The organism is Gottfriedia luciferensis, from assembly GCF_001712755.1.
Classification (GTDB): Bacteria; Bacillota; Bacilli; order Bacillales; family Bacillaceae_G; genus Gottfriedia; species Gottfriedia luciferensis_B.
The window spans coordinates 113,181-136,115 of the sequence record NZ_MDKC01000006.1 but is presented as its reverse complement, the minus strand read 5'-3'; the positions used below and the strand labels follow the sequence as shown (position 1 = coordinate 136,115).

Genomic DNA, 22,935 nt, shown 5'->3' with positions numbered 1-22,935 from the left:
ATTAATTTGAATACTTTTTCTAATTAACTTAATGTCTTCATTTTTTTATAAATATAAATAAACTAAAAATGATTAAGGTAGAAAAATACACTATTATTCTACTTTAAACAAATCACGTATAATTAATTATTTATAAATAAATTGATTTACTTGTATCTGTTTAATTACTTTTTAACAATTTGTTGGAAATAATTATGATATAATAAGTCTATAAAACAATAAAAAAAGGAAGAATTCAAATGTTAGAACAAGATCAAAAAATGAAAGAGATTGTTACAACAAATGAGGCTGTAGAACTGTTAGGTGTATCGAAACAAACGATTTACAATTATGTGAAGGCTGGAAAACTTAAACTTGTTTATAAAGATTGGCAAATCGATGGGACAATGAGGTTTTATCTAGAGGATCTTAATCTGTTAAAGTCCCAAACTGTAAAACCAGTAGGACTAACTGTTCTTGAAACAGCTAATTTATTAGGAGTATCGAAAGCAACAATTCATCAATATATAAAAAATGGGAAAATTAACGCAAGTAAAGTAAATTTTAAAGGTAGACAAACTGTATTTATTCCCGAAGAAGAAATTGAAAATCTAAAATTCTCACAAAAAAATGCATCAAGAAAAAAGTCTTTTTTTACAAAAGACTTAGAGTTTTACTTATTTGGACTTTATGAAATTCCAAACTCGAATGAAAAAGCCCGAATCATCGAACTTGATGAGACCTCTGATATCGTAGCAAAAACGAATATGGGTGAACTTTTAAATAAAGAAGAACTGACAAGCCGTGGTTTTAGAAAAGCTTATGAAATGAAAAAAGCGAGTCATAGTACGAAAAGAGGCATGATCTCATTTCAATTTCCAATTCCTCAATCAATAAATGCCCCAATTTTTGGCATTATCGATTCATTTTATAAATATATTGGACATCAAAACATGAATCTTTATCTAATGAACAACTCAATTAAGGTTGAAATAAAACCAATTAAACTACCATATCTTGATGCCAATATTGAACAAGATTTTGAAATTTTACAAAACTGTTTAATTGATGGTAAGCTTTCTACTAGACCAGGTTTTATTGTGTTTACGAGTAATCAAGAACAACTAACTATTTTTGTGAAAGATTCAATAAAAGAAAAGATTAAACAAATTGCACTAGATCATCATACTGGAATTGAGGATATTACTGAGAAGCTTTTGCTAATGGGTTTAAAGGAATTTGAAAAAAACAACTCATTTAATGACTAAATTTACTCTCCAATTTCCGACAATGAGATGGGTACTTGTATTAGAAATCAAATCTCGATGCGTCTATTAAACTAGTTTGGATAATTCTGAAAACAGTTAAAAAGGGGAATGAAAATGAAGTTTATCGATTTAAGAAGTGACACTGTAACAAATCCTACTGATGAAATGAGACAAGCAATGTTTTTAGCCGAAGTTGGGGATGATGTTTATGGAGATGACCCAACTGTACAAAAATTAGAAATTCTAGCTGCTTCTATGGTTGGAAAAGAAGCTGCTTTATTTGTACCAAGTGGAACATTTGGTAACCAGCTTGCTTTGTTTACACATTGTGATCGTGGTACTGAAGTCATTCTTGGAGAAGATTGTCACATATTCGAACATGAGGTAGGAGCTGCATCAATTATTGCCGGAGTTCACTTGAGAACATTACAAACAACTCACGGTAAGATGGAGATTAACCGAATTAAACATTCGATCCGTCCAGATGACATCCATTATCCAGAAACTTCATTAATCTGTTTAGAAAATGCTTATTCAAGTGGATCTGTTGTTGATATTGACTATATGAAGCAAGTTTATAGCATTGCAAAAGATGCAAATATTCCTGTGCATTTAGATGGTGCAAGGATTTTTAACGCAGCTACTTATTTAAAAACAGATGTTAAAGAATTATCTCAATATAGTGACTCGGTCATGTTTTGTTTATCAAAAGGACTTTGTGCACCTATAGGTTCAATACTTGCTGGAAGTAAAGAATTTATTGAAAAAGCAAAAAAGAAACGTAAATTACTAGGTGGAGGCTGGAGACAATCTGGATTTTTAGCAGCCGCTGGTCTAATCGCATTAGAAAAAATGACGAAACGATTACAAGAAGATCATGAAAATGCTCAATATTTAGCTAATAGACTTAGTGAAATCCCTGGAATTCATGTTGACACATCTCAACTTCATATTAATTTAGTATTCTTCCAAATGACTGATATGAGAAGAAGTCCCGAGGAAATTGAAGCAATTTTTAAAGAGAACGGAATTATTACTTTTGCGCCGGATGAAGATGGAATGATGCGATTTGCTACACATTATTGGATTACGAAAAATGATATTGATAAAGTAATTGAAGTGATGAAAACAATCTAAATTTTGGATGTAAAATTTTAAAAAAGAGGAGAAATCCTCTTTTTTATTTTGAGGACATTTAAAGTTAATGAATAATTTTAACTTCAACTAGTTGGTAGTTTATTAGAATAACAAATTATAAAATAAAGGATTAAATTTTTATTATACATATCATTATATAAGTGGGGGAAATGTTATGAATAATTCTTATAGCTTAGAGCTAAAATCTCCTGTGTCGGTAGGGAAAGTAAAGTACATGAATTATATTACATCTCTTTATAAAACTTTAAACGGTAATAACTGTTATATCCAAGGAAAAACAGATATGCAATAACTAATAGCACCAACTTTTTAAAATCAATATCCATCAATGAAAATGCTAAAATTAATGCCCCAAACACTATAACCATCATGTCATATGCTTTCGCTTTTGCTTGATTAGCGATTGCCAAATTACGCTCATCTTTCTTGTTAATTTCTATCTGCTTTGCTGCGACAGGATTATTTTTCATAACCAAACGGATCAATATTTCTCCTATACCGTGACTTAAAAAACTACAGCCAAGACCAAAACAGATATAAGGCAACACTTGCTGCAAACCTTGTGGATTTTGATTTGTTTTGATGAAGTATATACCACCTACTAACAGTACTAAAGCTACTACAGTAAGATAATAAATCGAATTAGTTTTTTTCATATACTTTCATCCTCCTCATAAATAAAGATGTCTTCGATACTCATACCGAAATAACGAGCAATCTTGAACGCCAAAAGAATAGATGGGTTATAACGCCCGTTTTCTAGAGAACCAATCGTTTGCCTTGACACTTCAAGAGCTGTTGCTAATTCCTCTTGCTTAATTCCGCGTTGTTTGCGGATTTCTTCTAAACGGTTAAGCAACGTGTTCCCCCCTTTGCTATGGAAAGTTAACTTTCCATAGAGTAAGTTTATTTTGCAACAAATGTAATGTCAAACGTACTTTCCATGAGGAGAGCTTTGTTCTAACTCGCAGTTTACTTAAAGAGGGAAAAATGGTTGAATATAGAATTCATCAATAGAAACTATTTTTCCAATTAATAAGGAGATGAATTTAATGATGGGTAGTTTTTTTAAAGTACAGGACGTTCTTGAAAATTATAAATCAGCAGTTTACGAAAAAGATGTTGAAAGATTCATAAATATGTATGCTCCGGATATACATATTTACGATTGCTGGGAGAATTGGGAGTGCAAGGGTATTTCCTCATGGAAGGAAGATGTGGAAGATTGGTTTAATGGATTGAGAGTGGATGGTGTTTTACTTAAAGTAGATTTTAATGACTTACTAGTTGATGAAAATTCGAATCTCGCATTTCTTCATTGTGCTGTTACATTTGCTGCTCATCATGAAGAATCTGGAGAGAAACTTCGTCAAATCACAAATCGGTTCACATATGGTTTAAAAAAAGTGAACGAATCTTGGGTTATAGTTCATCAACATTCATCATTGCCTATAGATATGGAAACTGGCAAGGGGAGTTTTAACCTAAAGTGAAAAATAAAGGGACTAAAATCAAACGGTATTGGATAAATACAGATACTTTGCTTAAGTCGAATAACAAGTATATATATACTCTAATTTTGTTCTATTAAAATACATTATTTGATCAATATTTTTTAAATTGGACTGGCGAACATTGGCAGGAAAATGTTGCGATCTTAGATAAATTAGGAATAAGTTTCTTATCTAATTTAGTTAAAAAGGCTAGTGAGATCTATCGAAGTGATAAATCAGAAGATGCTATTTTTGATGAACTTAATGAATTGGATAATGAGTTTTATAATAATTTGAACTATGAAGATACATATGGAAAAGTAATGAAATTGTTCAATTAACTTATGTAATTATTTGGGCAAGCTATTCTATCTTTAACGATAAGAAGTTTTTCCACTAGTAGTACTACTTCTGAACTATTTTTATTATCGAAAAAAAATTACTTGTATACTTAAAAAATATTAACCTACTATAAAAGCATAGTATATATTAACGGAATTATCAGGAAACTATTGTACATAAGTAAGACCTTGTATATATTTAAAGTACAATATGATCGAACGATTGCTCATATTATGATTAATTTTATTTAAAAACCGATTAAGGAGGATGAATGATGGAAGAAGTAATAGAAAAAGCAATTCAAGATATCTACCCAGATGATTTCGCTTGGTGTTATGGATGTGGTCGTTTAAATAAAGATGGTCATCATCTTCGCACTGGTTGGCAAGGTGATAAAACAGTTACGATCTTTACACCGGAATCAAAGTACATGGGAATTCCGGGTTTTATTTATGGTGGATTAATAGCTTCGTTAATTGATTGTCATGGGACAGGATCTGCCTCACTCGCTTTACACCGTAAGAATGGAAATGAAATAGGAGATGGCTCAGTACCACCTAGATTTGTAACCGCTGCCCTTAATGTAGAATATCTTAAACCTACTCCACAAGATGTTCCACTAAAAGCAGTTGGAACTGTTGAAGAAATCCATCCTAAAAAATGGAAAGTTCATACAGAATTATTCGCAAATGATATTCTTTGTGCACGTGGAGAGATAGTACTTGTTGTAATGCCTAGCACATTTTTAAAATAAAATCTTTAAATAAATATCTACTTCGTTCCAAGTCTAAGAGAGAATTTCTTAGCCATTTTAAGTAGGTGATTTAATGTGTAAAGATATAAAGAAATATGAAGTTATGAATTTATTAATCCATGCATGTCCTTCTTATAAAAAGAGATGGGAAAATTACCTTAAAGACAATTATGAGGATAATGAAGGTCCATTATTATATAATGATTTATCAGATTTTGCTCGTCATTTGGCGGATTTGTATTCCAAAGGAAATTTTGAAGAATTCCCAAAAGTATTTGATGTTATCGAACGATTACATACAGACGGAGACGAGGAAGTGCAAGAAGCAGCAACTATCGGGTTATTGGAAGACCTTCAAAATCTGGGAATAAACCCAAACCCAGATGGAATGAAGAAATATTTACATTCTGTATCTTTAAAGTGGTGGAATGACTTAGAAGATTTTTGGAATGGATACACTGAATATGTTGGTGGTCCCAAAAAATAGTTCTTAAACAAATTTAACGAAAATGTCGTTTATTTTGTTTAGTAGTGTTATTTTTGGTAATTTGAAGGTTATTAAAATAACTGCCGAATTGATTTTACTCAAAGGACAGATAAAGATCGCAAAATGAAGGAAACTCGCCAATATTGTAGCGAGCTTCCTTTTGAAGATCACTTCAAAAAAGAATCCTTAGGTCACAACATATGGATAGATGTAACAATTTCTGATTTTGATCGCGATGAGTGGTCTACACCAAATAAAATTAGAACAATTTTAGAAACTATGGCTGCTTAAAGTAAAGAATTTTAAAAAAAGCTTCCGAACACTCAAATTTTGTGTTCGGAAGCTTTTTTCTATGGCCAATATTTAATCTCATATACACATTTTAACCATGGTCAATCAGTTAACCACTAAGTTTTGAGATTTTTTATTAACTTTTTCTTTATTGTGCAAGAAAGATTCCATTGATTGATCCACATAAACCCATCCCTTTAAACTTAAATGAAGTGAATCTCTGAAAAAATATTTATCATACTCATGGTTCGATAAGTCTTCAACTTTAAATCCAGAATCACGAATTTCTTTAGATACTTTTTTATAATACAAAGTACGCTCTTCTTTTTTAAAACCAACGTAATCATAAAAATACCCATTTACTGGAATAGATATGAAAAGTGGTTTTGCGCCAGCACTTTTTAATAAATCTAATTCCAGTTGTAGGTCCTTGTATTCAGGTGATTCTTTATAGGAAGCTGTGGATCTAGAGTTCTTTAATTGACTAATTTTATTAGCAAAATGCAATGTATAAATACTGTTTCTAATATAAAATGGATTATTGGTTGCAGTTTTCTTTCCTTCTTTTTCTGCAATTGCCATGAGCTCTTTATATGATTTATTCTTTGAAGTTGAGTAATTATTTATTTTAATATTACTGATAAAATTAAATTTTGATGTAAGTACATCTTGTTTATTTATAATTGATAAATAAGGATTAACTAAATTATTAGTAATTAGTTTATTAGTTAGTTTTTCTGTTTTCATTCCAAGTGCCTGCCTCATCAAAGTCGCTAGCATTTTATCATTTCTTACTATTGAATAATCAAGTAATCGATTAATTGCTCTTTCTTTTATATCCATAGGGATTTTATTATTTTTTGCAAATTCAATTGCTTGTAACTTCGAAAAATTCGGGTCAAAACGTTGTTCATCTAATCCTCTTTTATTAAACCATTGTGGTGAAATTATAAAAATTATCTTTTTCCCTTTTAGACTTGAATAGTTAGCAGATAAACTAAGGAAATGTATTAAAGATTGAGTTCCTCCTCTTCCAATTAGGAAAGGTGTATATTTTGGATCATATGCCTTAAAAAAATTTGAAGGATGAAACTGATCAAATCTTGAAAGTTCAGATGAACCATAGATTGGTATAATGGTAGGATCTTTCATAACTTGTTTTTGTACTGTAATACCTTGGAAGATAGCAGGACTAAGTGAGCTAGATTGATGCCTAGCTGTTCGATTTGTAACTAGTGGTGTTAACCATTGCTTTGGAATGGTAATTATTAATATAACAACTATAACAGCCAAAAACATTGGACCGAAAGTAGTTTTTTTCATATCTAATCCCTCATTTGAAGTCTAATTATTTGTTTTAGAATAATGTTCCTGAAAAAATTAAAAAACCAAAACAAATAAAGTGAAATGTAATAATTATTGAAAGTATATCAGTGAATTTTGTTCGCCGAATTAATTTCTTTTCTTTGTTTTTCCTTTCAAATAGATCGTAGCAAATAATTAAAATAGCATGGTAGATACCATAAACAATGAAATGCAACGCAAGTCCATGCCAAAGACCCATTAAAAAAAATAAGGTAAAGTAAGAAATATACGAAATAACATATCGATTTTTTATTATTTTCTTTTTTTGTAAGAAAAAAACTAGCCTAATATAAACATAATCTCTAAACCAAAAAGACAATGTCATATGCCAACGATTCCAAAAATCTTTAATATTTCTACTTAAAAATGGTTTATTAAAGTTCTGTGGTGTTTGAACACCTAATAAATAGCTAACTCCGACTGCAAAAGCACTATAACCTGCAAAATCAAAGAACAAATAAAAACTGTATGCATACATGTATAAAAGTTTTAAGACAAATAGGTCTTCATGTAAATAGACATTTGAAATAATATACAAATTGATAGCATGGGCAATAATATACTTATAAAGAAACCCTCGAAAAATTAAGTTTATACCATTAAATAAAAGAACTTTATATTCCTCAGGTTCAAAGCTATTCTTGAAATCCTTCTCAAATCTTCGATATCGATCAATCGGACCAGACGTAAAAGTTGGGAAGAACAAAAAGAACTGTAGAAACTCAAATAATGTTAACGATTTGATTAATCCATCCCTTATTTCAATTAGTAATTGGATTGATTTGAAAGTTACATAGGAAATACCCAAAAATCCAATTATTGAATTTGGAATTAAAAGTGGCTGAACCTTAGTTAAAATTAACGGAAATAACGTTAATACGATTAAAAAATAAAATACACGAGGATTATTGTATTTCTCACGATACTTTCTATAGTTAATGACCAATACTGATTGGAAAATAGTAAAACATATAAAAAATAACAACTGTTTTAGATCATCTTTAAAAATTAGTAAAATAAGTGTCCAGCCAACAAGCGTATTGTAAAATGTTATTTTTTTTCCTCTTAACCCATAAATAACAATTGGTAAGAATAATAACATCAATAATAAAAAATATAGTAAATTTTCGTATGGTGTCATTTGAATACCTCTATAAATATTAGTTAATTAAAATTCATTATAAATAAATGTTGATGAGCCAGAGGAATTACAAATGTAAAAATATATTAGCAATATGATGATCATCAAATAATAACTAGTTTTGAAAATCCATTGAAAAATCATTGCATTTTTATAAACTAGTTTTGTTTTCTTTTCTTTCATAGTTAATTCTCCCTTTAATTTCTAAGTTTAAAATTGAATGTTTTAATTTGTTTATAAGTACGTGAAATGTATAGCATTGCTATATAATAGCACAGTAAAAAAGCAAAAAAGATTATATTTTTTTAATCAATTTCACTATAATTTAATGTTTGACTATAAAATTCATTATTGTATATATTTAGGCATTTTTTTGATTGTATAAGTGGTTAATAATTAAATTGTTTTAATGAAATTTAAAGTGAATTTTCATAATAGAATCTACGAAATTTAACATAATTTTTTGAAGGAATATCATAATATTAAGCAAATGAAAAAGAGAGAGTTACGGCACTCTCTCTTTATTGTTTGTATAATGCAAGGCTTCTCTCATCAATCCGAACAAATATAAAATTTCTTTTTTTACTATAAGTAATAAAACCTTTAAGCGCATTGTTTTCGTTCATATTGCTTTTCTTTATAGCGCTGATAATACCAAATGGCAATACTAATCCAAAATCCTCCAGTAAAGTAGCCAGCAATTACATCGCTTGGAAAATGAACTCCTAAATAAATTCTGCTTATACCAATTAAAAGAATCATTATGAAACTTATTAATATCAATAGAGAACGCCCAGATTTTGTACGAATATTTCTCCACAATATAAATGTTAAGATTCCATAAACTGTCATAGCGTTAGTTGCATGCCCACTCGGAAAACTAAATCCACTTATTTCAATTAAACGGTGTAAATCAGGTCTCATCCGATGAAAGAAGAGTTTTAATAAAATACAAAGAATATTTGAGCCAATAAGAGCGGCAATAAATAATATTAATTCAGAACGGTGATCTAAAACTTTATAAAGAAAATATAGAATACCTATAGAAAGTAGAATTATAAATACGCTTGAACCTAAAAAAGTTATTAATTTCATAAAAGATGTCATGAAGGGTGATTCAAGCCCTTGTATAAAGTTGATAACTGTACTATCAAAATGATATATACTATGATTGCTAACTAGTAATGCCATGAGTCCAAAACCAAAAAGTGACAAAAGACTAATTAAAAAAGCAATCGACAAAAAATACTTTAAATTCATTTAAAATACCTCAAATTTATAAGATTGAAATTGGATCTTACTAACTATAATACTCTTTCGTAACACTCAGCTAATGTAAGTAGAATGAAGTATTCCATTGAATGATTATAAAAAACATAGGTTATAAATCCATCCTAGCACTCCGATCCATAGATATATATATTAATGTCTAAATGGCGCGTTTGTTTGGAAATGTCTTATATTGTTGTATGAGACGAAGTATTTCAAGTAGTAATAAGTTTAAAAATAACCATGCAGCTCCAAATGTATATCCTGCTATAAGGTCACTTGGAATTTGAATTGAGAAATAAATATTTGCTACTCCAATTAATATTAAAAGAAATAAAACTAAAATTGGAGTGATCAATTTGATTCGAGTAAAGATATCGTTTTTTAAATGGCGCATCAATACAAAAACAAAATAACCATAGACGACAATTGACATATAAGATTGTTCATTTGGAAACTCAAAGTGTAATAAAGAGCCGGTATTAGGTTTTAAATAATGAAATACATGCGTAATTACTTCTTTAAATATCACACCGCCAACAATAGATGTTATAAAAAATAAGAATTCCAATATTAAATTTCTCTTATTAACAAATAGTAAGATTAAAGAAACCATTGAAATAATAAGCAAAATTAAAGGTATTTGAAGAACAAGTAATCCCTTCATTATGAAATTCCAGTTGTCTCCAAAGAGTTCATTTATTATATATATACTAACTTCATTTAACTCTTTAAACTCATTGTGTAAATATTGTTCACTCAATCCTAAAGTAAAAATAAGCATACTTAAAAACAAAACAGCAAGGCAAATTATAAAAATTTCAATTCTTTTTAATGATAAAAAAAAACGAGTTGAAAATGAAGTTATATAATTATTTAAAAAGTATTTTAAGGATGTTTTGTATCTCCTTAGCATGAATAAAATTACAATAAAACTTAAAAGACCAACTATTCCTATTCCAAGGTATTTCCTTGCAGAGTGATGAAATTTCTCCCACTGAGGACCAAGAACCTTACCAAGAGTGACAAAGGTAATAGACCAAAGAAACGCACCAATATATGCATTTCGTGCAAATATTTTAAAAGGTAATCGGGAAATCCCACTAAAATACCCGGTAAAATGGCGAATTCCAGGTATAAAAAAAGCAAATACCAAGAGTTTATTACCATAATGATCAAACCATTTTGCGGTTTTATTATATCGTTCGGGACCAAAGTGTATATATTTTCCGTATTTTAGAATAAGTTTATATCCGAATCTATTACCAATTAAATAAGATACAGTAATTCCAATAACAGCACCCAAAGTTGCTATGAAAATAGAAAGAATATAACTCATTTTACCTTGGTATATTAGATACCCTGTATAACTCATAGTGATTTCCCCTGAAATAGGTAATGCAATAAGTTCAAGTAGATTCACTGAAAATAACAATAGATAACGATGGTGTACGATTAAGGTAAGGAGTATGGACAAAGGATTTTTCCTTTCTAATTATATAAGTATTTATTTATACTCGTTGCTATATAGAAGTTCATGATTATTAGAATCTATACAAATATTAGAAATGAAAACTATAATATAAATCAATTTTGTTTTGGATTTTATCACAACTATATTAGTATGGTTAAGATATACACTAAAGTCCGTGAATATCTATATTTAGATTAACCAAAATGAAATATTAAATGTACTGGGTTCTATTAGTATTTGCTGTAAGTATTGGTATAGATGTGATTTAGAGCAACTATTTTCAGTTGCTTATTTTTTATAAATGAAAGTAAAAGATATCTCACTAAAAAAATAAATAAATCGATTTTCAAACATGCAAATAGACCAAAATCTATACGAAGAAAAAAAGAGATGGAGAACTGCTAAATCATACCACCACGGTTTAATTTCATTTAATTCAATTTCAATTGTTTTAATCAAGTGTATATGGTAAATTAAGGTCATCAACTTATTAAAGGCGTTTAATAAGTTTTTTAAGGCGGTGAATTTAGTGAATGAATTTTTAGCAACTCCAAGCAATATGAAGAAAATGGTTCTTCGTGGTATTCGTACTACGCTCTTAAAATTAGGCAGTGCAACTAAAGTTGAATTAAGTCAAAGTCTAGAAATTAGTTTCCCGACAATTAGTAAGTTTCTAACAGAAATGGAAAAAGAAGGAGAAGTTCTTTTAGTCGGATTAGATCATTCTAGTGGTGGAAGAAGAGCAAAAAGATACTCTTACAATCCTGAACATATGTTAGGTTTAGTAATATTTTTAGAGGGAACTGAAACGAACTATATCATTTTTAATTGTATTGGTGAAGTAAAGGAACAAGGCAAAGCACCGAGTGCATTAATAGATAATAGTTTGCATTTTTTAACGATGACCATTGAAAAGATCATAACTAAATATCCAAAAATCAGTTCAATGTCGATTGGAGTACCAGCGGCGGTTGATAATGGAAAAATCTTTTATATCCCAGGATACGAACAGTTTCAAAACATGAATTTAAAAGAATATTATGAAGAACATTTTTCGATTCCTGTCATCGTAGAGAATGATATGAATGCAGCTGTTTTAGGTTTTCACAATAATAGAGGAATAAAGGATAAACAATCCCTTGTTTATTTGTATTCAGGTCAAAACGGTCCAGGTGCAGGAATTATGGTAAATAGAGATGTTGTAAGAGGAAGTACATTTTTCTCAGGTGAGGTTTCATTCGTACCTCAATATGATGAAAGAAATTTTGGGCAGGCATTAGGAAATAAAAGAGGACTTAAAAACCTATTAATAAGTGAAGACTATGAAATTGATGCAATCAGCAGATTAGTCGCCTCATTTGTAGCGATCATTAATCCTCATATCATTATTTTTTGTAAAGATGAAGTTGAAAACGTAATATTAGATAAAATTAGAATTGCTAGCTCAAATTATATTCCGTCCGAACATCTTCCTGTACTTACGACGAGTGATTGGAAACAAGATTATTTATTTGGATTACAAAGTCTTTGTCTTAAACTTATGATCGATTGAATATTTAAAAGGGAGTCATATAAGGTGGAGTGTGAGTTCATTTAATACTAAAATTTAGAAAAAATGATATTGGGGAGTTAAAATAAATGAAAATTGAACATGTTGCTATATGGGTTAAGGATTTGGAAGGGATGAGGGAGTTTTACGAAACATTTTTTAATTGTAAGTCTAACAATAAATATCATAATAGTGAAAAGAAATTTGAATCTTATTTTCTTACCTTTGAATCTGGCGCACGATTAGAAATTATGCGTAAAGAGGGCATTGTTAAGGCTAACCTCGAAGATCAAATTGGTTGGGTTCATATTGCAATCTCCTTAGGAAGTGAAGACGCTGTCAATCAGATGAGTGCCAAATTTAAAAATAGCGGTTATCCTCTTATAAATGGTCCTCGTAGAACTGGTGATGGGTACTATGAGAGTGTAATTAAAGATCCAGAAGGAAATCTTATTGAATTGACAATTTAACTTATTAAAATGGTAATTAGGTAATTGATTCTGTACTTTTTAAACGAGTTTAATAAGTTTGTTTTTTTATACTTTTTAAACACATTTAAAAAGTTTTAACGTTATAACTAGGAGGTTAAATATGGAAACTTTATTAAATAGCCGCCAAATTCAATTATGGCGGGTCGCAATTTATTTTATTTTTGCTCTGACTGGATTTGCATTTGCATCATGGGTATCTCGTACGCCTGCTATTAGAGATGCGCTTGGTTCTACAACAGCAGAGATGGGTGTAATCATATTTGGGCTTTCCGTAGGGTCGATCATCGGATTGATAAGTGCCAGTATTCTTATCGCTCAAAAGGGCGGACGTTTTGTCATGGTTTTTGGTCTATTAGTAGTTTCTATCGGACTTTTAATTGTTGGAATCAGTGGTTCATGGCTGACAAATAGTTTAATTGTATTTATAGGGCTAGTTGTTTTTGGTTTTGGGCAAGGGATATGTGATGTAGCGATGAATGTAGAGGGAACCGCAGTTGAGAAAGCTGCTCAAAAGTCGCTCTTAACTGGTTTTCATGCTGCGTTTAGTTTGGGTACGCTTCTTGGAGCATTGTTTGGTTCGACAATGACTAAGTCGGGAATCTCTGTACCTATTCACCTGTCCCTTACAGCCTTAGTTATCGTTCTGACAGTTTTGTATTTATACCGTTTCATACCTGCTGACACAGGTAGAGAAGCTGCTAGTGACTCTTTTAAAGTAAACAGAACGAAGGAATATATGGCCGTATGGAAAGAGCCACGAACAATCATGATCGGTATTATTGTACTTGGAATGGCTTTCGTTGAAGGATCAGCAAATGACTGGTTACCACTTATTATGGTTGATGGATATAACGTTTCACCAGCTATGGGTTCTGTTGCATATGGTATATTTGTCGGTTCAATGACAATTGGACGTGCGATAGGTGATAAAATATTAGACCGATTCGGTAGAGTTATCGTTTTGCGCGCATCAGCACTTTTGGCTTTTGTTGGACTGATTATTGTTATACTGAGCCATAGTTTCGTAGTAGCAACGATTGGTATTGTTTTTTGGGGGCTTGGGGCAGCATTTGGTTTTCCAGTTGGATTATCCGCTGCTGGAGATGATCCTCACAGGGTAGCTGCAAGAGTAAGTGCAGTATCGACGGCTGGTTACCTCGCATTCCTAGTAGGACCACCATTTTTAGGAATTATTGGTGAACAAGTAGGGCTACTGCGTGCTCTGATTTTCGTACTTATTGCTGTAACGATCTCTGGACTGCTTTCAAAAGCTGCGAAACCGATTGGAAAACAAAATGATTTGGAAATGGACTCAAAAGTATCTAATTCCTTAAAATTGTAGTTTGAAAGTATTGATCCTGGAATCAGAACATATTTAAAGAACGAATAGAGGAAAATCATTATACGATTATCCTCATTTTTCTTAATATCATGTTAGAATACAGGTAAACATTAGATAATGATTAAAAAAATGAATAATCTTAATAGTTTACTAACGATGTTCTTTTAGTAGAAATTTGTATATCCATTTTTTATAGGCTATAATACTTTAAACCATTTCTTTACCTGAGCTCCACGTTTAAATTTCCCCCTATTCTTAAATGAATAGGGGGTTTTTATTTTTATTAAATAAAAAAAGTCAGATTCTATTATTAGAATCCGACTTTTTAATTTTTTTAATTATGCTTTTTTAACGTTAGTTGCTTGAGGTCCGCGTTGTCCTTGTTCTACATCAAATGTAACTGCTTGACCTTCATCTAATGATTTAAATCCGTCAGTTTGAATTGCTGAGAAGTGAACGAACACATCATCACCATTTTCACGCTCGATGAATCCAAAACCTTTTTCTGCATTAAACCATTTTACTTTACCTTGTTCCATTTTTGTTTCCTCCTAGTGCGCTTTACACACGTTGTTATAATCCAATCTTAACATTAAATGTAAAGAAAATCAAATCCACCTAAATATTGGTGAAAAATTACATATTTTTTATGATCAATTTTTACTTAATTCTTAGACATTCATTTTAAAAATAAAAACACTAGCTAAAAAAAACATTTACTTATTGACATGACTTATTTAATACTGGTAAAATATTTATTTTGACAAAAAAATAATAAATGTTATGCTTAGATAGGTTCATAATTAAATGGGGGTGTAGATAATGTTTGAAGTTGGTGATAACATCTTTTATCCAATGCAAGGAGCAGGTGTAATCGAATCTATTCAAGAAAAAGAAGTACAAGGTGAAATACAGCAGTATTTTATTATAAGATTACTAATTAAAAAGATGGAAGTAATGATTCCAATTTCAAAAATGAGTAATTCAAGAATTCGAATGGTCGTTGATTCAAATACACTCGACAATATATTAATAAATTTCCATAATGGAGAATCTGATCGATCTCTATCATACAAACAAAGATTCAAGCTAAATACTGAGAAAATGAAAACAGGTAATATTGAAGAAGGCGCAGAAGTAGTACGTGATTTAATGCGTATAGATAAAGAAAAATCTCTTAATTCAAGTGAAAAACAAATGTTAGGTAACGCAAGTAAAATTTTTATAAGCGAACTTGAATTAGTTAAAGGCATATCAGAAAGCCAAGCCAAAGAACTATTATTCGGCTAAAAATCTTTCACTCAACTTACAAAGGAAGATTACAAAAATTAAAATTTTCAAACCGTGTATGAAACGAAACCCCTTTTATAAGACATTAGCAAAGCTCAATTTTTGCTAGTGTTCCTACTTTTAAATTCCATTTAGAATATAATGATGCTAATTTAAAATTAATCCATTATATATTGATGCTGAAATCGAGTATCTATTTCATATTTAACTTGTTCAACAATAAAAAAACATCCAAATTATTTGGATGCATATTTAAGTATTCCACTTAAAAAGAGTGAATCTTCTAACTGTGTGCACTCTTTTAATTTGATTAATCCATCTAGTTCTAGTTCCTTAGCTAGTTTTTCAATTATATTTGTATCATTTTCCAAGGAATTTTTAATGTCGATTATAAAGAAATTTCCTCTTGTAGCAAGTCGAAGGTTCTTTAAAAGATTTTCCTTACTCATTTTCACATCTCCCTTCTAAATTATATAATTCGACACAGAAGGGGTGTTGTCCTGTAAATTCAATTAAGTTACAAATTATTTGTAGGATGATCGATGATCTTAAGAGTATAACATTAATAATTCTCATACACTTTCAAGATACAAATACACATAATATTGTGAAAAATTAACTTAATGAAGGTATAAAATGAATGTTGTGTATTCATTTTTTATAGGCTATAATACTTTAAACCATTTCTTTACCAGATCTCCACGTTTGAATTTCCCCTTATTCTTAATTGAATAGGGGGTTTTTATTTTTTATTAAATAAAAAAAGTCAGATTCTACAAATAGAATCTGACTTTTTAATTTTTTTAATTATGCTTTTTTTACGTTAGTAGCTTGTGGTCCGCGTTGTCCTTGTTCTACATCAAAAGTAACTGCTTGACCTTCATCTAATGATTTGAATCCTTCAGATTGAATTGCTGAGAAGTGAACGAATACGTCATCACCATTTTCACGCTCGATGAATCCAAAACCTTTTTCTGCATTAAACCATTTTACTTTACCATGTTCCATTTTTACTTCCTCCTTATGTGCTTGAACACATTTAATGTTTATATAATAACAATTTAAATTAAGATAATCAAATTGTCTTACTAAAAAAATAGGTCTTTTCACTTATTTAAATGGAAATTAAAGGATTTTCTTTAATTTTTATCTGTTGTCCGTCAGAAAAAGATTAACCCATTAATGACAGCTTTACGAAAAAGAGGAATTATCGTGACAGCAGTTCATAACCATTGGCTGTTTGATAAACCACGTTTAATGTATATGCATTGGGAGAATGTTGATTTAGATCCAGTTGAATTTACAAGAGTTAGTTTTGAAGCAGCAAAAGAAGCAGGTCTTTTTTAAGGATACTTACTTTAAAATAAGTGACTAAAATTATAAAAAGTAAATAAAATAGATGAAATAAAAAAAGCAATTGAACAGTTCACTTCTGATCCGATTGCTTTTTTTATTTCGTTCTTTTTTTCAACAGCTACGTCATAAAGTTTGTTTAGGTAGTACTGCAAGCATCGGATAAAATTCCGTTGTCATGATCCCAGCAATCACAGCTGGATCTTCTTCGATAAGTTTTGGGACTTGCGCTTCATTTTCAACTTCAATGATTGCAACTCCATGAGGTGATGAAGGATTTCGAACCGGTCCAAACACTAGAGCAATTCCCTGGTTTTGTTTTCCCGTCCAATAAGCAATATGTTTTCCCATAATATTCCGTTCTTCATCTGTCATGTCCTGTTGAAAGGTTGTTCTTGGGGGAATAGATTTTAGCATAAAATGCATCTTTACTGAGCCATTAATCGGGGTGTTATCTGCCATTCTTAATTAACCTCCATTTTTTCTGACGATCCTTACCTTCAATTATTTCACAAATCACCTTTGAATACACTTCATATAAGATATAACAAATTACTGAATAAATTAGGAAGTGCAGTAGAAAATATCCTATTGTCTTTTTTATTAATAACTTTTAATTGTACAAATGAACAATAAAGATTTATTATTAGTTTACAATGTAAACAGTTTATAAAGTAAACTAATATGAAAGGTGATATGATGCCAAATTTTCAACAAGCAATCGATTTAACAAATTCGTTTGTTTCAATTGCGCGCCAACTTAAAAGAATAAACTTACAAACTGCAACTAAACTTGGATTAACCTTCCAACAGTTAATTATTCTCAATTCAATTCGAAATAATGAAGGGCTCTCACAAAAAGAACTAACTGAACGTATTAGAACTGCTAAAAGCAGAGTGAGTCTTAGTATTGATGAGTTGGAGAAGAAAAATTATGTAAAAAGAGAAACGTCAGCTATTGATCGCAGAGAAACTCAATTATTTTTAACGCCAGATGGAGAAGAATTATGTCAACGCTATCGCGAAGAATCAGAAGCATATAAGAGTTTAGCAAATTCACTGGAACAATTTTCACAGGATGAGCTTACTATACTTATAGACATGCAAAAAAAAATTTTAACTGATTTATCAAATGAACAAACTAATTGTTCGAAATAAGGAGGACGTTTAATTATGTCAGGATGGGGTGGTGGACCTCCGATGGGTCCTCATGGTTTTGGGCGAATGAAATATGATAAAAACGCTCAAAAACCAAATATAACAAAGGCAATACTACTCAGAATTGCAAAATATTTTATTCCATATTGGAAGCAAACAACACTTGTTGTGCTTATTTTATTAGTTACTTCAGTATTAGGCATTTTACCGCCTATCATCATTCAACATATTGTTGATACAGCCTTACCAAATAAAGATTTAAGTCTCCTAATCTATCTCGTACTTGCCTCTCTTAGTACGACGATTATTTCAGAGTTATTGGGTGTGTGGCAAAATTATTTAAATGCATATGTTTCTCAAAAAATTATTTACGATATGAGAAACCAGATGTATCTTCATTTACAACAAATGCCATACCAATTTTATTCAAACGTAAAGCAAGGTGAAGTAATCACCCGAATGACGGCTGATATTTCTGGTGTTAAAGCTGTTTTTGATAGTACGATTGTGAGTTTCGCTAATAATTTATTCATTCTTATTTCTACAGCTACCACTTTGTTAATTGTGAACTGGAGGCTTGGAATACTAGGATTGATTATTGTACCATTATTTATTCTACCGACTCGTAAAATGGGGAATGTTCGTTGGAATATTGCAAAACAGACACAGGAAAAAACAAGTGAGCAAAATCATATAATACAAGAAACATTAAATATTAGTGGTTATTTACTAATGAAGCTTTTTACAAAGGAACAAAGGGAATTTAAAAATTTTGATGAGATTAATGTACAGGCTACTAATCTTAAAATAAAGGAATCTATGGCAGGCCGCTGGTTTATGATGATTTTATCAACCTTTACTAGCATCGGCCCAATGCTCATCTATTTATATGGTGGATATTTATTTATTCATGGTCAGATTACAGTTGGGGCTATTATTAGCTTTGTTGCTTTACTCGGTCGTTTATACGGGCCGGTTGGACAATTAACAAATCTATATGTAAATATTACAAGTTCAATCGCTTTATTCGAACGAATTTTTGAATATTTTGATATGAAACTAACGATTAAAGATCGTGATGATGCGACGGAAATGAATGTTACTCATTTAGATATAGAATTTAACGATGTATCATTTTCTTATCAGAAAGATAAAACGGCTTTGCAGAATATTTCCTTTATTGCTCCATCTGGTACAATGACTGCATTAGTTGGACCTAGTGGCGCTGGTAAAACAACCATTACCAATTTAATCCCTCGTTTATATGACTTCACTTCAGGTTCAATCAAAATTGGCGGTCGTGATATTAGAGAATTCACGCTAGAATCATTAAGGTCTCATATTGGACTTGTTACACAGGATAGCTATTTATTTAATGGAACGATTAAAGAAAATTTATTATATGCAAGCCCTGATGCATCAGATGAAGAGATTACAAATGCTTGTAAGGCTGCATATATTCATGATTTCATAATGGACTTACCAAATGGATATGAGACAATTGTTGGGAATCGAGGAATTAAACTTTCAGGAGGCGAAAAACAAAGAATTTCAATCGCTCGTGTATTATTGAAAAATCCTGAAATCATTATTCTTGATGAAGCAACTTCCTCATTAGATACTTTATCTGAATTTTATATTCAAAGTGCAATACAAGGATTATTAAAAAATAAGACGTCCATTGTAATTGCTCACCGACTTTCAACTATTATGGCCGCGGATCACATCATTGTGTTAAAGGATGGTCAAATTGTTGAGGAAGGCAAAAATGAAGAATTGTTAATGCAAAATGGATTATATAAAGAGTTATATAATAAACAATTTGGAAGAAAAGCAATCGCATCAATTGAATAGAAAAAAGCACAGATTAATTTCTGTGCTTTTTTCATTATGTATAGAAGTTAATTCAATTTTTGTTGTTTTGATTTTGTTACATACTCTTCCTACTTTAATTATACCATAAAAAAAATGGCTAAAATAGACTTTATCTTCTTATTTTCTACTGATAAAATCAATAGACATTAAAGGTTAGGAGAGATGTGGAATGAATTCTTTAGTTCTCGATTTCCAGGAGATTGATAAAAACCAACTTTTACTCGTTGGCGGAAAAGGGTTAAATTTAGGAGAATTATCAAAAATTCCAGATATAAAAGTTCCAGAAGGATTTTGTATTACAACAGCTGGGTTTCAAAGAGCCATCGAACAAAACGATTCATACCATGCTTTATTGGATCAACTAAATAGGTTAGATGTAAAAGATCGAGATCAAATTAGTGAGATTAGCAGGAAGATTCGAGAAATTATATTGGAAGCAGCAATCCCTTCCGATGTTGTAAATGCAGTTTCTACCTATCTCTCCAAATTCGGTGAGGAATTTGCATACGCAGTGCGTTCTAGTGCAACTGCTGAAGATTTACCACATGCTTCTTTTGCTGGCCAACAAGATACTTATTTAAATATTATTGGTAAAGAAAATATCTTACAACATATTAGTAAATGCTGGGCTTCTTTATTTACGGATCGCGCGGTAATCTACCGAATGCAAAATGAATTTGACCACAATCAAGTTTATTTATCCGTTGTTATTCAAAAAATGGTTTTCCCACAGGCTTCAGGGATATTATTTACTGCTGATCCTATTACTTCTAATCGAAAGGTACTATCAATCGATGCAAGTTTCGGACTTGGAGAAGCTCTAGTTTCTGGTTTAGTATCGGCCGATTGTTATAAATTACAAGGGAATGAAATCGTCGATAAAAGGATCGCGACAAAAAAATTGGCTATTTATGGTCGAAAAGAAGGCGGAACAGAGGCACAGCAGATTGATTCCAAAAAACAAATGGCTCAAACACTTTCTGAACAACAAATTTTACAACTTGCACAAATTGGTAGACAAATAGAAGCTTATTTCCGTTTTCCACAAGATATCGAATGGTGTTTAGTAGAAGATACATTTTATATTGTCCAAAGTCGTCCAATCACAACTCTATATCCGATTCCTGAAGTGGATGACAAAGAAGATCACGTCTATCTGTCTGTTGGACATCAACAGATGATGACCGATCCAATCAAACCGTTGGGATTATCGTTTTGGATGTTAACGTCTAGGGCACCTATGCGAAAAGCTGGAGGTAGATTATTTGTTGATATTTCACAAAATCTTGCTTCACCTGACAGAAGAAAAATGTTTATAGAAGCAATAGGAAAATCAGATCCGCTCTTAAAAGACGCTCTATTAAAGGTTGTAGGCCAAGAAGATTTTATCGAATCATCATCATCTATGAATCAGGCACCGACACCAACTAGAACTGATCAAGCACAATCGTCGTCGAGTTTTAAAGCACTGATTGAAAACGATCCAACAATTGTATCAGATTTGATTAAGCAAAACGAAACCTCAATCGAAAAATTAAAACAAACCATTCAAATGAAATCAGGATCAGATTTAATGGATTTTATTTTAGAAGATCTTCAGAAATTACGAGAGTTATTATTTGACCCACGAAGTTCGGCAGTCTTTATGTCTGCTATGAATGCGACAGAATGGATTAATGAAAAAATATACGAGTGGTTAGATGAAAAGACTGTAGGAGATATCATTACGCAATCTGTACCAAATAATATTACTTCAGAAATGGGTCTAGCACTAATGGATGTTGCAGATGTAATTCGTCCTTATCCAGAAGTAGTCGATTATTTGCAACATATAGAAGATGATAACTTTTTGGATGAATTGATTAAATTTGAGGGTGGACAGGAAACGAAAGATGCAATCGATGAATATCTGAGAAAATATGGCATGCGATGTACTGGTGAAATTGATTTGACTAGAACTCGTTGGAGCGAAAAACCAACTACACTCATACCAATGATTCTTAGTAACATCAAAAACTTTGAGCCGCATGCAAGTAGACGGAAATTTGAGCAAGGGCTAGAAAAAGCATTGAAAAAAGAACAAGAGCTTGTAGAACGATTGATGGAATTACCAAATGGTAAACAAAAAGCGGTAGAGATAAAGGAAGTGATTAGTCTAATCAGGAATTTTATTGGATATCGAGAATATCCAAAGTATGGAATGATTAGTCGCTATTTTGTGTATAAGCTAGCTTTATTGAAAGAAGCCGAACAACTCGTTAAAATGAACGTCATTTCTGAAGTAGAAGATATATTTTATCTGACATTTGAAGAACTTCACGAAGTCGTTCGCACAAAAAAACTAGATTACAAAATCATTAACAAACGAAAAGACGAGTACAAATTATTTAATAAACTAACTCCTCCACGTGTTATAACATCTGATGGTGAAATCATTGTAGGTGAATACAAACGAGAAAATCTTCCACCTGAAGCGATTGTAGGTTTGGCTGTTTCTTCAGGTGTAATTGAAGGAAGAGCACGTGTAATTTTAAATATGGAAGATGCAAACTTAAAAGAGGGTGACATATTAGTTACTTCATTTACTGATCCAAGCTGGACACCATTATTTGTTGCAATAAAAGGACTGGTCACTGAAGTTGGTGGACTGATGACACATGGAGCGGTCATAGCAAGAGAATATGGCTTACCTGCAGTTGTCGGTGTAGAGAATGCTACCAAACTGATAAAAGATGGGCAAAGAATTCGTGTTCATGGAACAGAAGGATATATTGAAATATTATAATTGTTGAATGAATAAGTCGTTTTTCCAAATGTGGAAAGCGGCTTATTTTTATTGAAATTAATGACAATTTA

24 protein-coding genes and 2 pseudogenes are annotated in these 22,935 nt (G+C 31.0%); 15 read left to right on the top strand and 11 right to left on the bottom strand.

What is annotated here, in order from left to right; genetic code table 11:
• Window positions 1–239: 239 nt before the first annotated feature.
• Together BED47_RS07530 and ltaE are read left to right on the top strand one after the other, a co-directional pair.
• On the top strand, window positions 240–1,247 hold the full coding sequence (locus tag BED47_RS07530) for a helix-turn-helix domain-containing protein (RefSeq protein WP_069033130.1): 1,008 nt from the start codon (window positions 240–242) through the stop codon (window positions 1,245–1,247).
• Window positions 1,248–1,361: 114 nt separating this feature from the next.
• Window positions 1,362–2,384 carry a low-specificity L-threonine aldolase gene (gene ltaE, locus BED47_RS07525; protein ID WP_069033129.1) on the top strand — a complete coding sequence of 341 codons (1,023 nt, stop codon included), beginning with the start codon at window positions 1,362–1,364 and terminating at the stop codon, window positions 2,382–2,384.
• Window positions 2,385–2,629: 245 nt separating this feature from the next.
• Here the strand turns inward: ltaE and BED47_RS24570 are convergent, their stop codons facing one another.
• Together BED47_RS24570 and BED47_RS07515 are read right to left on the bottom strand one after the other, a co-directional pair.
• Window positions 2,630–3,061: a hypothetical protein gene (locus BED47_RS24570; RefSeq protein ID WP_025568358.1), complete on the bottom strand. Its 432-nt coding sequence runs from the start codon at window positions 3,059–3,061 to the stop codon at window positions 2,630–2,632.
• On the bottom strand, window positions 3,058–3,264 hold the full coding sequence (locus BED47_RS07515) for a helix-turn-helix transcriptional regulator (RefSeq protein ID WP_025568359.1): 207 nt from the start codon (window positions 3,262–3,264) through the stop codon (window positions 3,058–3,060). The genes BED47_RS24570 and BED47_RS07515 overlap by 4 nt, the downstream gene beginning before the upstream one ends.
• A gap of 193 nt (window positions 3,265–3,457) precedes the next feature.
• On the opposite strand from BED47_RS07515, the gene BED47_RS07510 reads away from it, so the two are divergent.
• The 5 genes and pseudogenes from BED47_RS07510 (at window position 3,458) to BED47_RS23660 (ending at window position 5,772) form a co-directional block, all read left to right on the top strand.
• The gene (locus BED47_RS07510) at window positions 3,458–3,898 is read left to right on the top strand and encodes a YybH family protein (protein ID WP_069033128.1); all 441 of its coding nucleotides are present in this window, start codon (window positions 3,458–3,460) and stop codon (window positions 3,896–3,898) included.
• Window positions 3,899–4,017: 119 nt separating this feature from the next.
• Window positions 4,018–4,239, top strand: a pseudogene (locus tag BED47_RS24495) (DMP19 family protein); the annotation flags it as partial.
• Window positions 4,240–4,514: 275 nt separating this feature from the next.
• Window positions 4,515–4,994 carry a PaaI family thioesterase gene (locus BED47_RS07505; RefSeq protein ID WP_069033127.1) on the top strand — a complete coding sequence of 160 codons (480 nt, stop codon included), beginning with the start codon at window positions 4,515–4,517 and terminating at the stop codon, window positions 4,992–4,994.
• Window positions 4,995–5,067: 73 nt separating this feature from the next.
• Window positions 5,068–5,481: a DUF7674 family protein gene (locus BED47_RS07500; RefSeq protein WP_069033126.1), complete on the top strand. Its 414-nt coding sequence runs from the start codon at window positions 5,068–5,070 to the stop codon at window positions 5,479–5,481.
• 123 nt (window positions 5,482–5,604) lie between these two features.
• Window positions 5,605–5,772 carry a hypothetical protein gene (locus BED47_RS23660; RefSeq protein ID WP_175403468.1) on the top strand — a complete coding sequence of 56 codons (168 nt, stop codon included), beginning with the start codon at window positions 5,605–5,607 and terminating at the stop codon, window positions 5,770–5,772.
• 105 nt (window positions 5,773–5,877) lie between these two features.
• On the opposite strand, the gene dltD is transcribed toward BED47_RS23660, so the two are convergent.
• From dltD to BED47_RS07480, 5 genes are all read right to left on the bottom strand, one after another.
• On the bottom strand, window positions 5,878–7,095 hold the full coding sequence (gene dltD, locus BED47_RS07495) for a D-alanyl-lipoteichoic acid biosynthesis protein DltD (protein WP_069033125.1): 1,218 nt from the start codon (window positions 7,093–7,095) through the stop codon (window positions 5,878–5,880).
• Window positions 7,096–7,129: 34 nt separating this feature from the next.
• Complete coding sequence (gene dltB / locus BED47_RS07490) at window positions 7,130–8,278, bottom strand: D-alanyl-lipoteichoic acid biosynthesis protein DltB (protein ID WP_069033124.1); 1,149 nt, start codon at window positions 8,276–8,278, stop codon at window positions 7,130–7,132.
• 27 nt (window positions 8,279–8,305) lie between these two features.
• Entirely contained in the window at window positions 8,306–8,422 is a 117-nt protein-coding gene (gene dltX, locus BED47_RS23170) for a teichoic acid D-Ala incorporation-associated protein DltX (protein WP_217492994.1), read from the bottom strand.
• A gap of 459 nt (window positions 8,423–8,881) precedes the next feature.
• Window positions 8,882–9,538 carry a phosphatase PAP2 family protein gene (locus BED47_RS07485; RefSeq protein WP_069033123.1) on the bottom strand — a complete coding sequence of 219 codons (657 nt, stop codon included), beginning with the start codon at window positions 9,536–9,538 and terminating at the stop codon, window positions 8,882–8,884.
• 169 nt (window positions 9,539–9,707) lie between these two features.
• Window positions 9,708–10,970 carry a VTT domain-containing protein gene (locus BED47_RS07480; protein ID WP_175403467.1) on the bottom strand — a complete coding sequence of 421 codons (1,263 nt, stop codon included), beginning with the start codon at window positions 10,968–10,970 and terminating at the stop codon, window positions 9,708–9,710.
• 580 nt (window positions 10,971–11,550) lie between these two features.
• On the opposite strand from BED47_RS07480, the gene BED47_RS07475 reads away from it, so the two are divergent.
• From BED47_RS07475 to BED47_RS07465, 3 genes are all read left to right on the top strand, one after another.
• On the top strand, window positions 11,551–12,573 hold the full coding sequence (locus BED47_RS07475) for an ROK family protein (protein ID WP_439097770.1): 1,023 nt from the start codon (window positions 11,551–11,553) through the stop codon (window positions 12,571–12,573).
• A gap of 86 nt (window positions 12,574–12,659) precedes the next feature.
• The gene (locus BED47_RS07470; protein WP_069033121.1) at window positions 12,660–13,040 is read left to right on the top strand and encodes a VOC family protein; all 381 of its coding nucleotides are present in this window, start codon (window positions 12,660–12,662) and stop codon (window positions 13,038–13,040) included.
• Window positions 13,041–13,161: 121 nt separating this feature from the next.
• A complete protein-coding gene (locus BED47_RS07465) occupies window positions 13,162–14,403 on the top strand; it encodes an MFS transporter (protein WP_069033120.1) in 1,242 nt (413 codons plus the stop codon).
• 338 nt (window positions 14,404–14,741) lie between these two features.
• On the opposite strand, the gene BED47_RS07460 is transcribed toward BED47_RS07465, so the two are convergent.
• Complete coding sequence (locus BED47_RS07460) at window positions 14,742–14,942, bottom strand: cold-shock protein (protein WP_025568369.1); 201 nt, start codon at window positions 14,940–14,942, stop codon at window positions 14,742–14,744.
• Window positions 14,943–15,225: 283 nt separating this feature from the next.
• On the opposite strand from BED47_RS07460, the gene BED47_RS07455 reads away from it, so the two are divergent.
• Window positions 15,226–15,693 (top strand): CarD family transcriptional regulator, encoded by a 468-nt coding sequence (locus BED47_RS07455; protein WP_025568370.1) that lies wholly within the window; start codon window positions 15,226–15,228, stop codon window positions 15,691–15,693.
• Between the two features lie 236 nt (window positions 15,694–15,929).
• Here the strand turns inward: BED47_RS07455 and BED47_RS07450 are convergent, their stop codons facing one another.
• Entirely contained in the window at window positions 15,930–16,142 is a 213-nt protein-coding gene (locus BED47_RS07450; protein WP_025568371.1) for a hypothetical protein, read from the bottom strand.
• 358 nt (window positions 16,143–16,500) lie between these two features.
• A complete protein-coding gene (locus tag BED47_RS07445; protein ID WP_025568372.1) occupies window positions 16,501–16,701 on the bottom strand; it encodes a cold-shock protein in 201 nt (66 codons plus the stop codon).
• A 156-nt stretch (window positions 16,702–16,857) separates the two neighbouring features.
• Between BED47_RS07445 and BED47_RS24065 the strand changes: the two are divergent.
• Window positions 16,858–17,040: pseudogene (locus BED47_RS24065) on the top strand (DUF1259 domain-containing protein); the annotation flags it as partial.
• Between the two features lie 132 nt (window positions 17,041–17,172).
• On the opposite strand, the gene BED47_RS07435 reads toward BED47_RS24065, so the two are convergent.
• Complete coding sequence (locus BED47_RS07435; protein ID WP_069033119.1) at window positions 17,173–17,508, bottom strand: YciI family protein; 336 nt, start codon at window positions 17,506–17,508, stop codon at window positions 17,173–17,175.
• 237 nt (window positions 17,509–17,745) lie between these two features.
• Here BED47_RS07435 and BED47_RS07430 point away from each other — a divergent pair, with 237 nt between their 5' ends.
• From BED47_RS07430 to ppsA, 3 genes are all read left to right on the top strand, one after another.
• Window positions 17,746–18,204, top strand: coding sequence for a MarR family winged helix-turn-helix transcriptional regulator (locus tag BED47_RS07430; protein WP_025568374.1), 459 nt, complete (start codon window positions 17,746–17,748; stop codon window positions 18,202–18,204).
• Between the two features lie 15 nt (window positions 18,205–18,219).
• Window positions 18,220–20,058 carry an ABC transporter ATP-binding protein gene (locus tag BED47_RS07425; protein ID WP_254664563.1) on the top strand — a complete coding sequence of 613 codons (1,839 nt, stop codon included), beginning with the start codon at window positions 18,220–18,222 and terminating at the stop codon, window positions 20,056–20,058.
• Between the two features lie 190 nt (window positions 20,059–20,248).
• Window positions 20,249–22,864, top strand: a complete 2,616-nt coding sequence (gene ppsA / locus BED47_RS07420) for a phosphoenolpyruvate synthase (protein WP_069033118.1) — start codon at window positions 20,249–20,251, stop codon at window positions 22,862–22,864.
• The last annotated feature ends 71 nt before the right edge of the window (window positions 22,865–22,935 follow it).

Coding starts and splice junctions, on each gene's coding strand:
- BED47_RS07530 (WP_069033130.1), top strand. CDS start 240: ATGTTAGAACAAGATCAAAAAATGAAAGAGATTGTTACAACAAATGAG.
- ltaE (WP_069033129.1), top strand. CDS start 1,362: ATGAAGTTTATCGATTTAAGAAGTGACACTGTAACAAATCCTACTGAT.
- BED47_RS24570 (WP_025568358.1), bottom strand. CDS start 3,061: ATGAAAAAAACTAATTCGATTTATTATCTTACTGTAGTAGCTTTAGTA.
- BED47_RS07510 (WP_069033128.1), top strand. CDS start 3,458: ATGATGGGTAGTTTTTTTAAAGTACAGGACGTTCTTGAAAATTATAAA.
- BED47_RS07505 (WP_069033127.1), top strand. CDS start 4,515: ATGGAAGAAGTAATAGAAAAAGCAATTCAAGATATCTACCCAGATGAT.
- BED47_RS07500 (WP_069033126.1), top strand. CDS start 5,068: ATGTGTAAAGATATAAAGAAATATGAAGTTATGAATTTATTAATCCAT.
- BED47_RS23660 (WP_175403468.1), top strand. CDS start 5,605: ATGAAGGAAACTCGCCAATATTGTAGCGAGCTTCCTTTTGAAGATCAC.
- dltD (WP_069033125.1), bottom strand. CDS start 7,095: ATGAAAAAAACTACTTTCGGTCCAATGTTTTTGGCTGTTATAGTTGTT.
- dltB (WP_069033124.1), bottom strand. CDS start 8,278: ATGACACCATACGAAAATTTACTATATTTTTTATTATTGATGTTATTA.
- dltX (WP_217492994.1), bottom strand. CDS start 8,422: ATGATTTTTCAATGGATTTTCAAAACTAGTTATTATTTGATGATCATC.
- BED47_RS07485 (WP_069033123.1), bottom strand. CDS start 9,538: ATGAATTTAAAGTATTTTTTGTCGATTGCTTTTTTAATTAGTCTTTTG.
- BED47_RS07470 (WP_069033121.1), top strand. CDS start 12,660: ATGAAAATTGAACATGTTGCTATATGGGTTAAGGATTTGGAAGGGATG.
- BED47_RS07465 (WP_069033120.1), top strand. CDS start 13,162: ATGGAAACTTTATTAAATAGCCGCCAAATTCAATTATGGCGGGTCGCA.
- BED47_RS07460 (WP_025568369.1), bottom strand. CDS start 14,942: ATGGAACAAGGTAAAGTAAAATGGTTTAATGCAGAAAAAGGTTTTGGA.
- BED47_RS07455 (WP_025568370.1), top strand. CDS start 15,226: ATGTTTGAAGTTGGTGATAACATCTTTTATCCAATGCAAGGAGCAGGT.
- BED47_RS07450 (WP_025568371.1), bottom strand. CDS start 16,142: ATGAGTAAGGAAAATCTTTTAAAGAACCTTCGACTTGCTACAAGAGGA.
- BED47_RS07445 (WP_025568372.1), bottom strand. CDS start 16,701: ATGGAACATGGTAAAGTAAAATGGTTTAATGCAGAAAAAGGTTTTGGA.
- BED47_RS07435 (WP_069033119.1), bottom strand. CDS start 17,508: ATGGCAGATAACACCCCGATTAATGGCTCAGTAAAGATGCATTTTATG.
- BED47_RS07430 (WP_025568374.1), top strand. CDS start 17,746: ATGCCAAATTTTCAACAAGCAATCGATTTAACAAATTCGTTTGTTTCA.
- BED47_RS07425 (WP_254664563.1), top strand. CDS start 18,220: ATGTCAGGATGGGGTGGTGGACCTCCGATGGGTCCTCATGGTTTTGGG.
- ppsA (WP_069033118.1), top strand. CDS start 20,249: ATGAATTCTTTAGTTCTCGATTTCCAGGAGATTGATAAAAACCAACTT.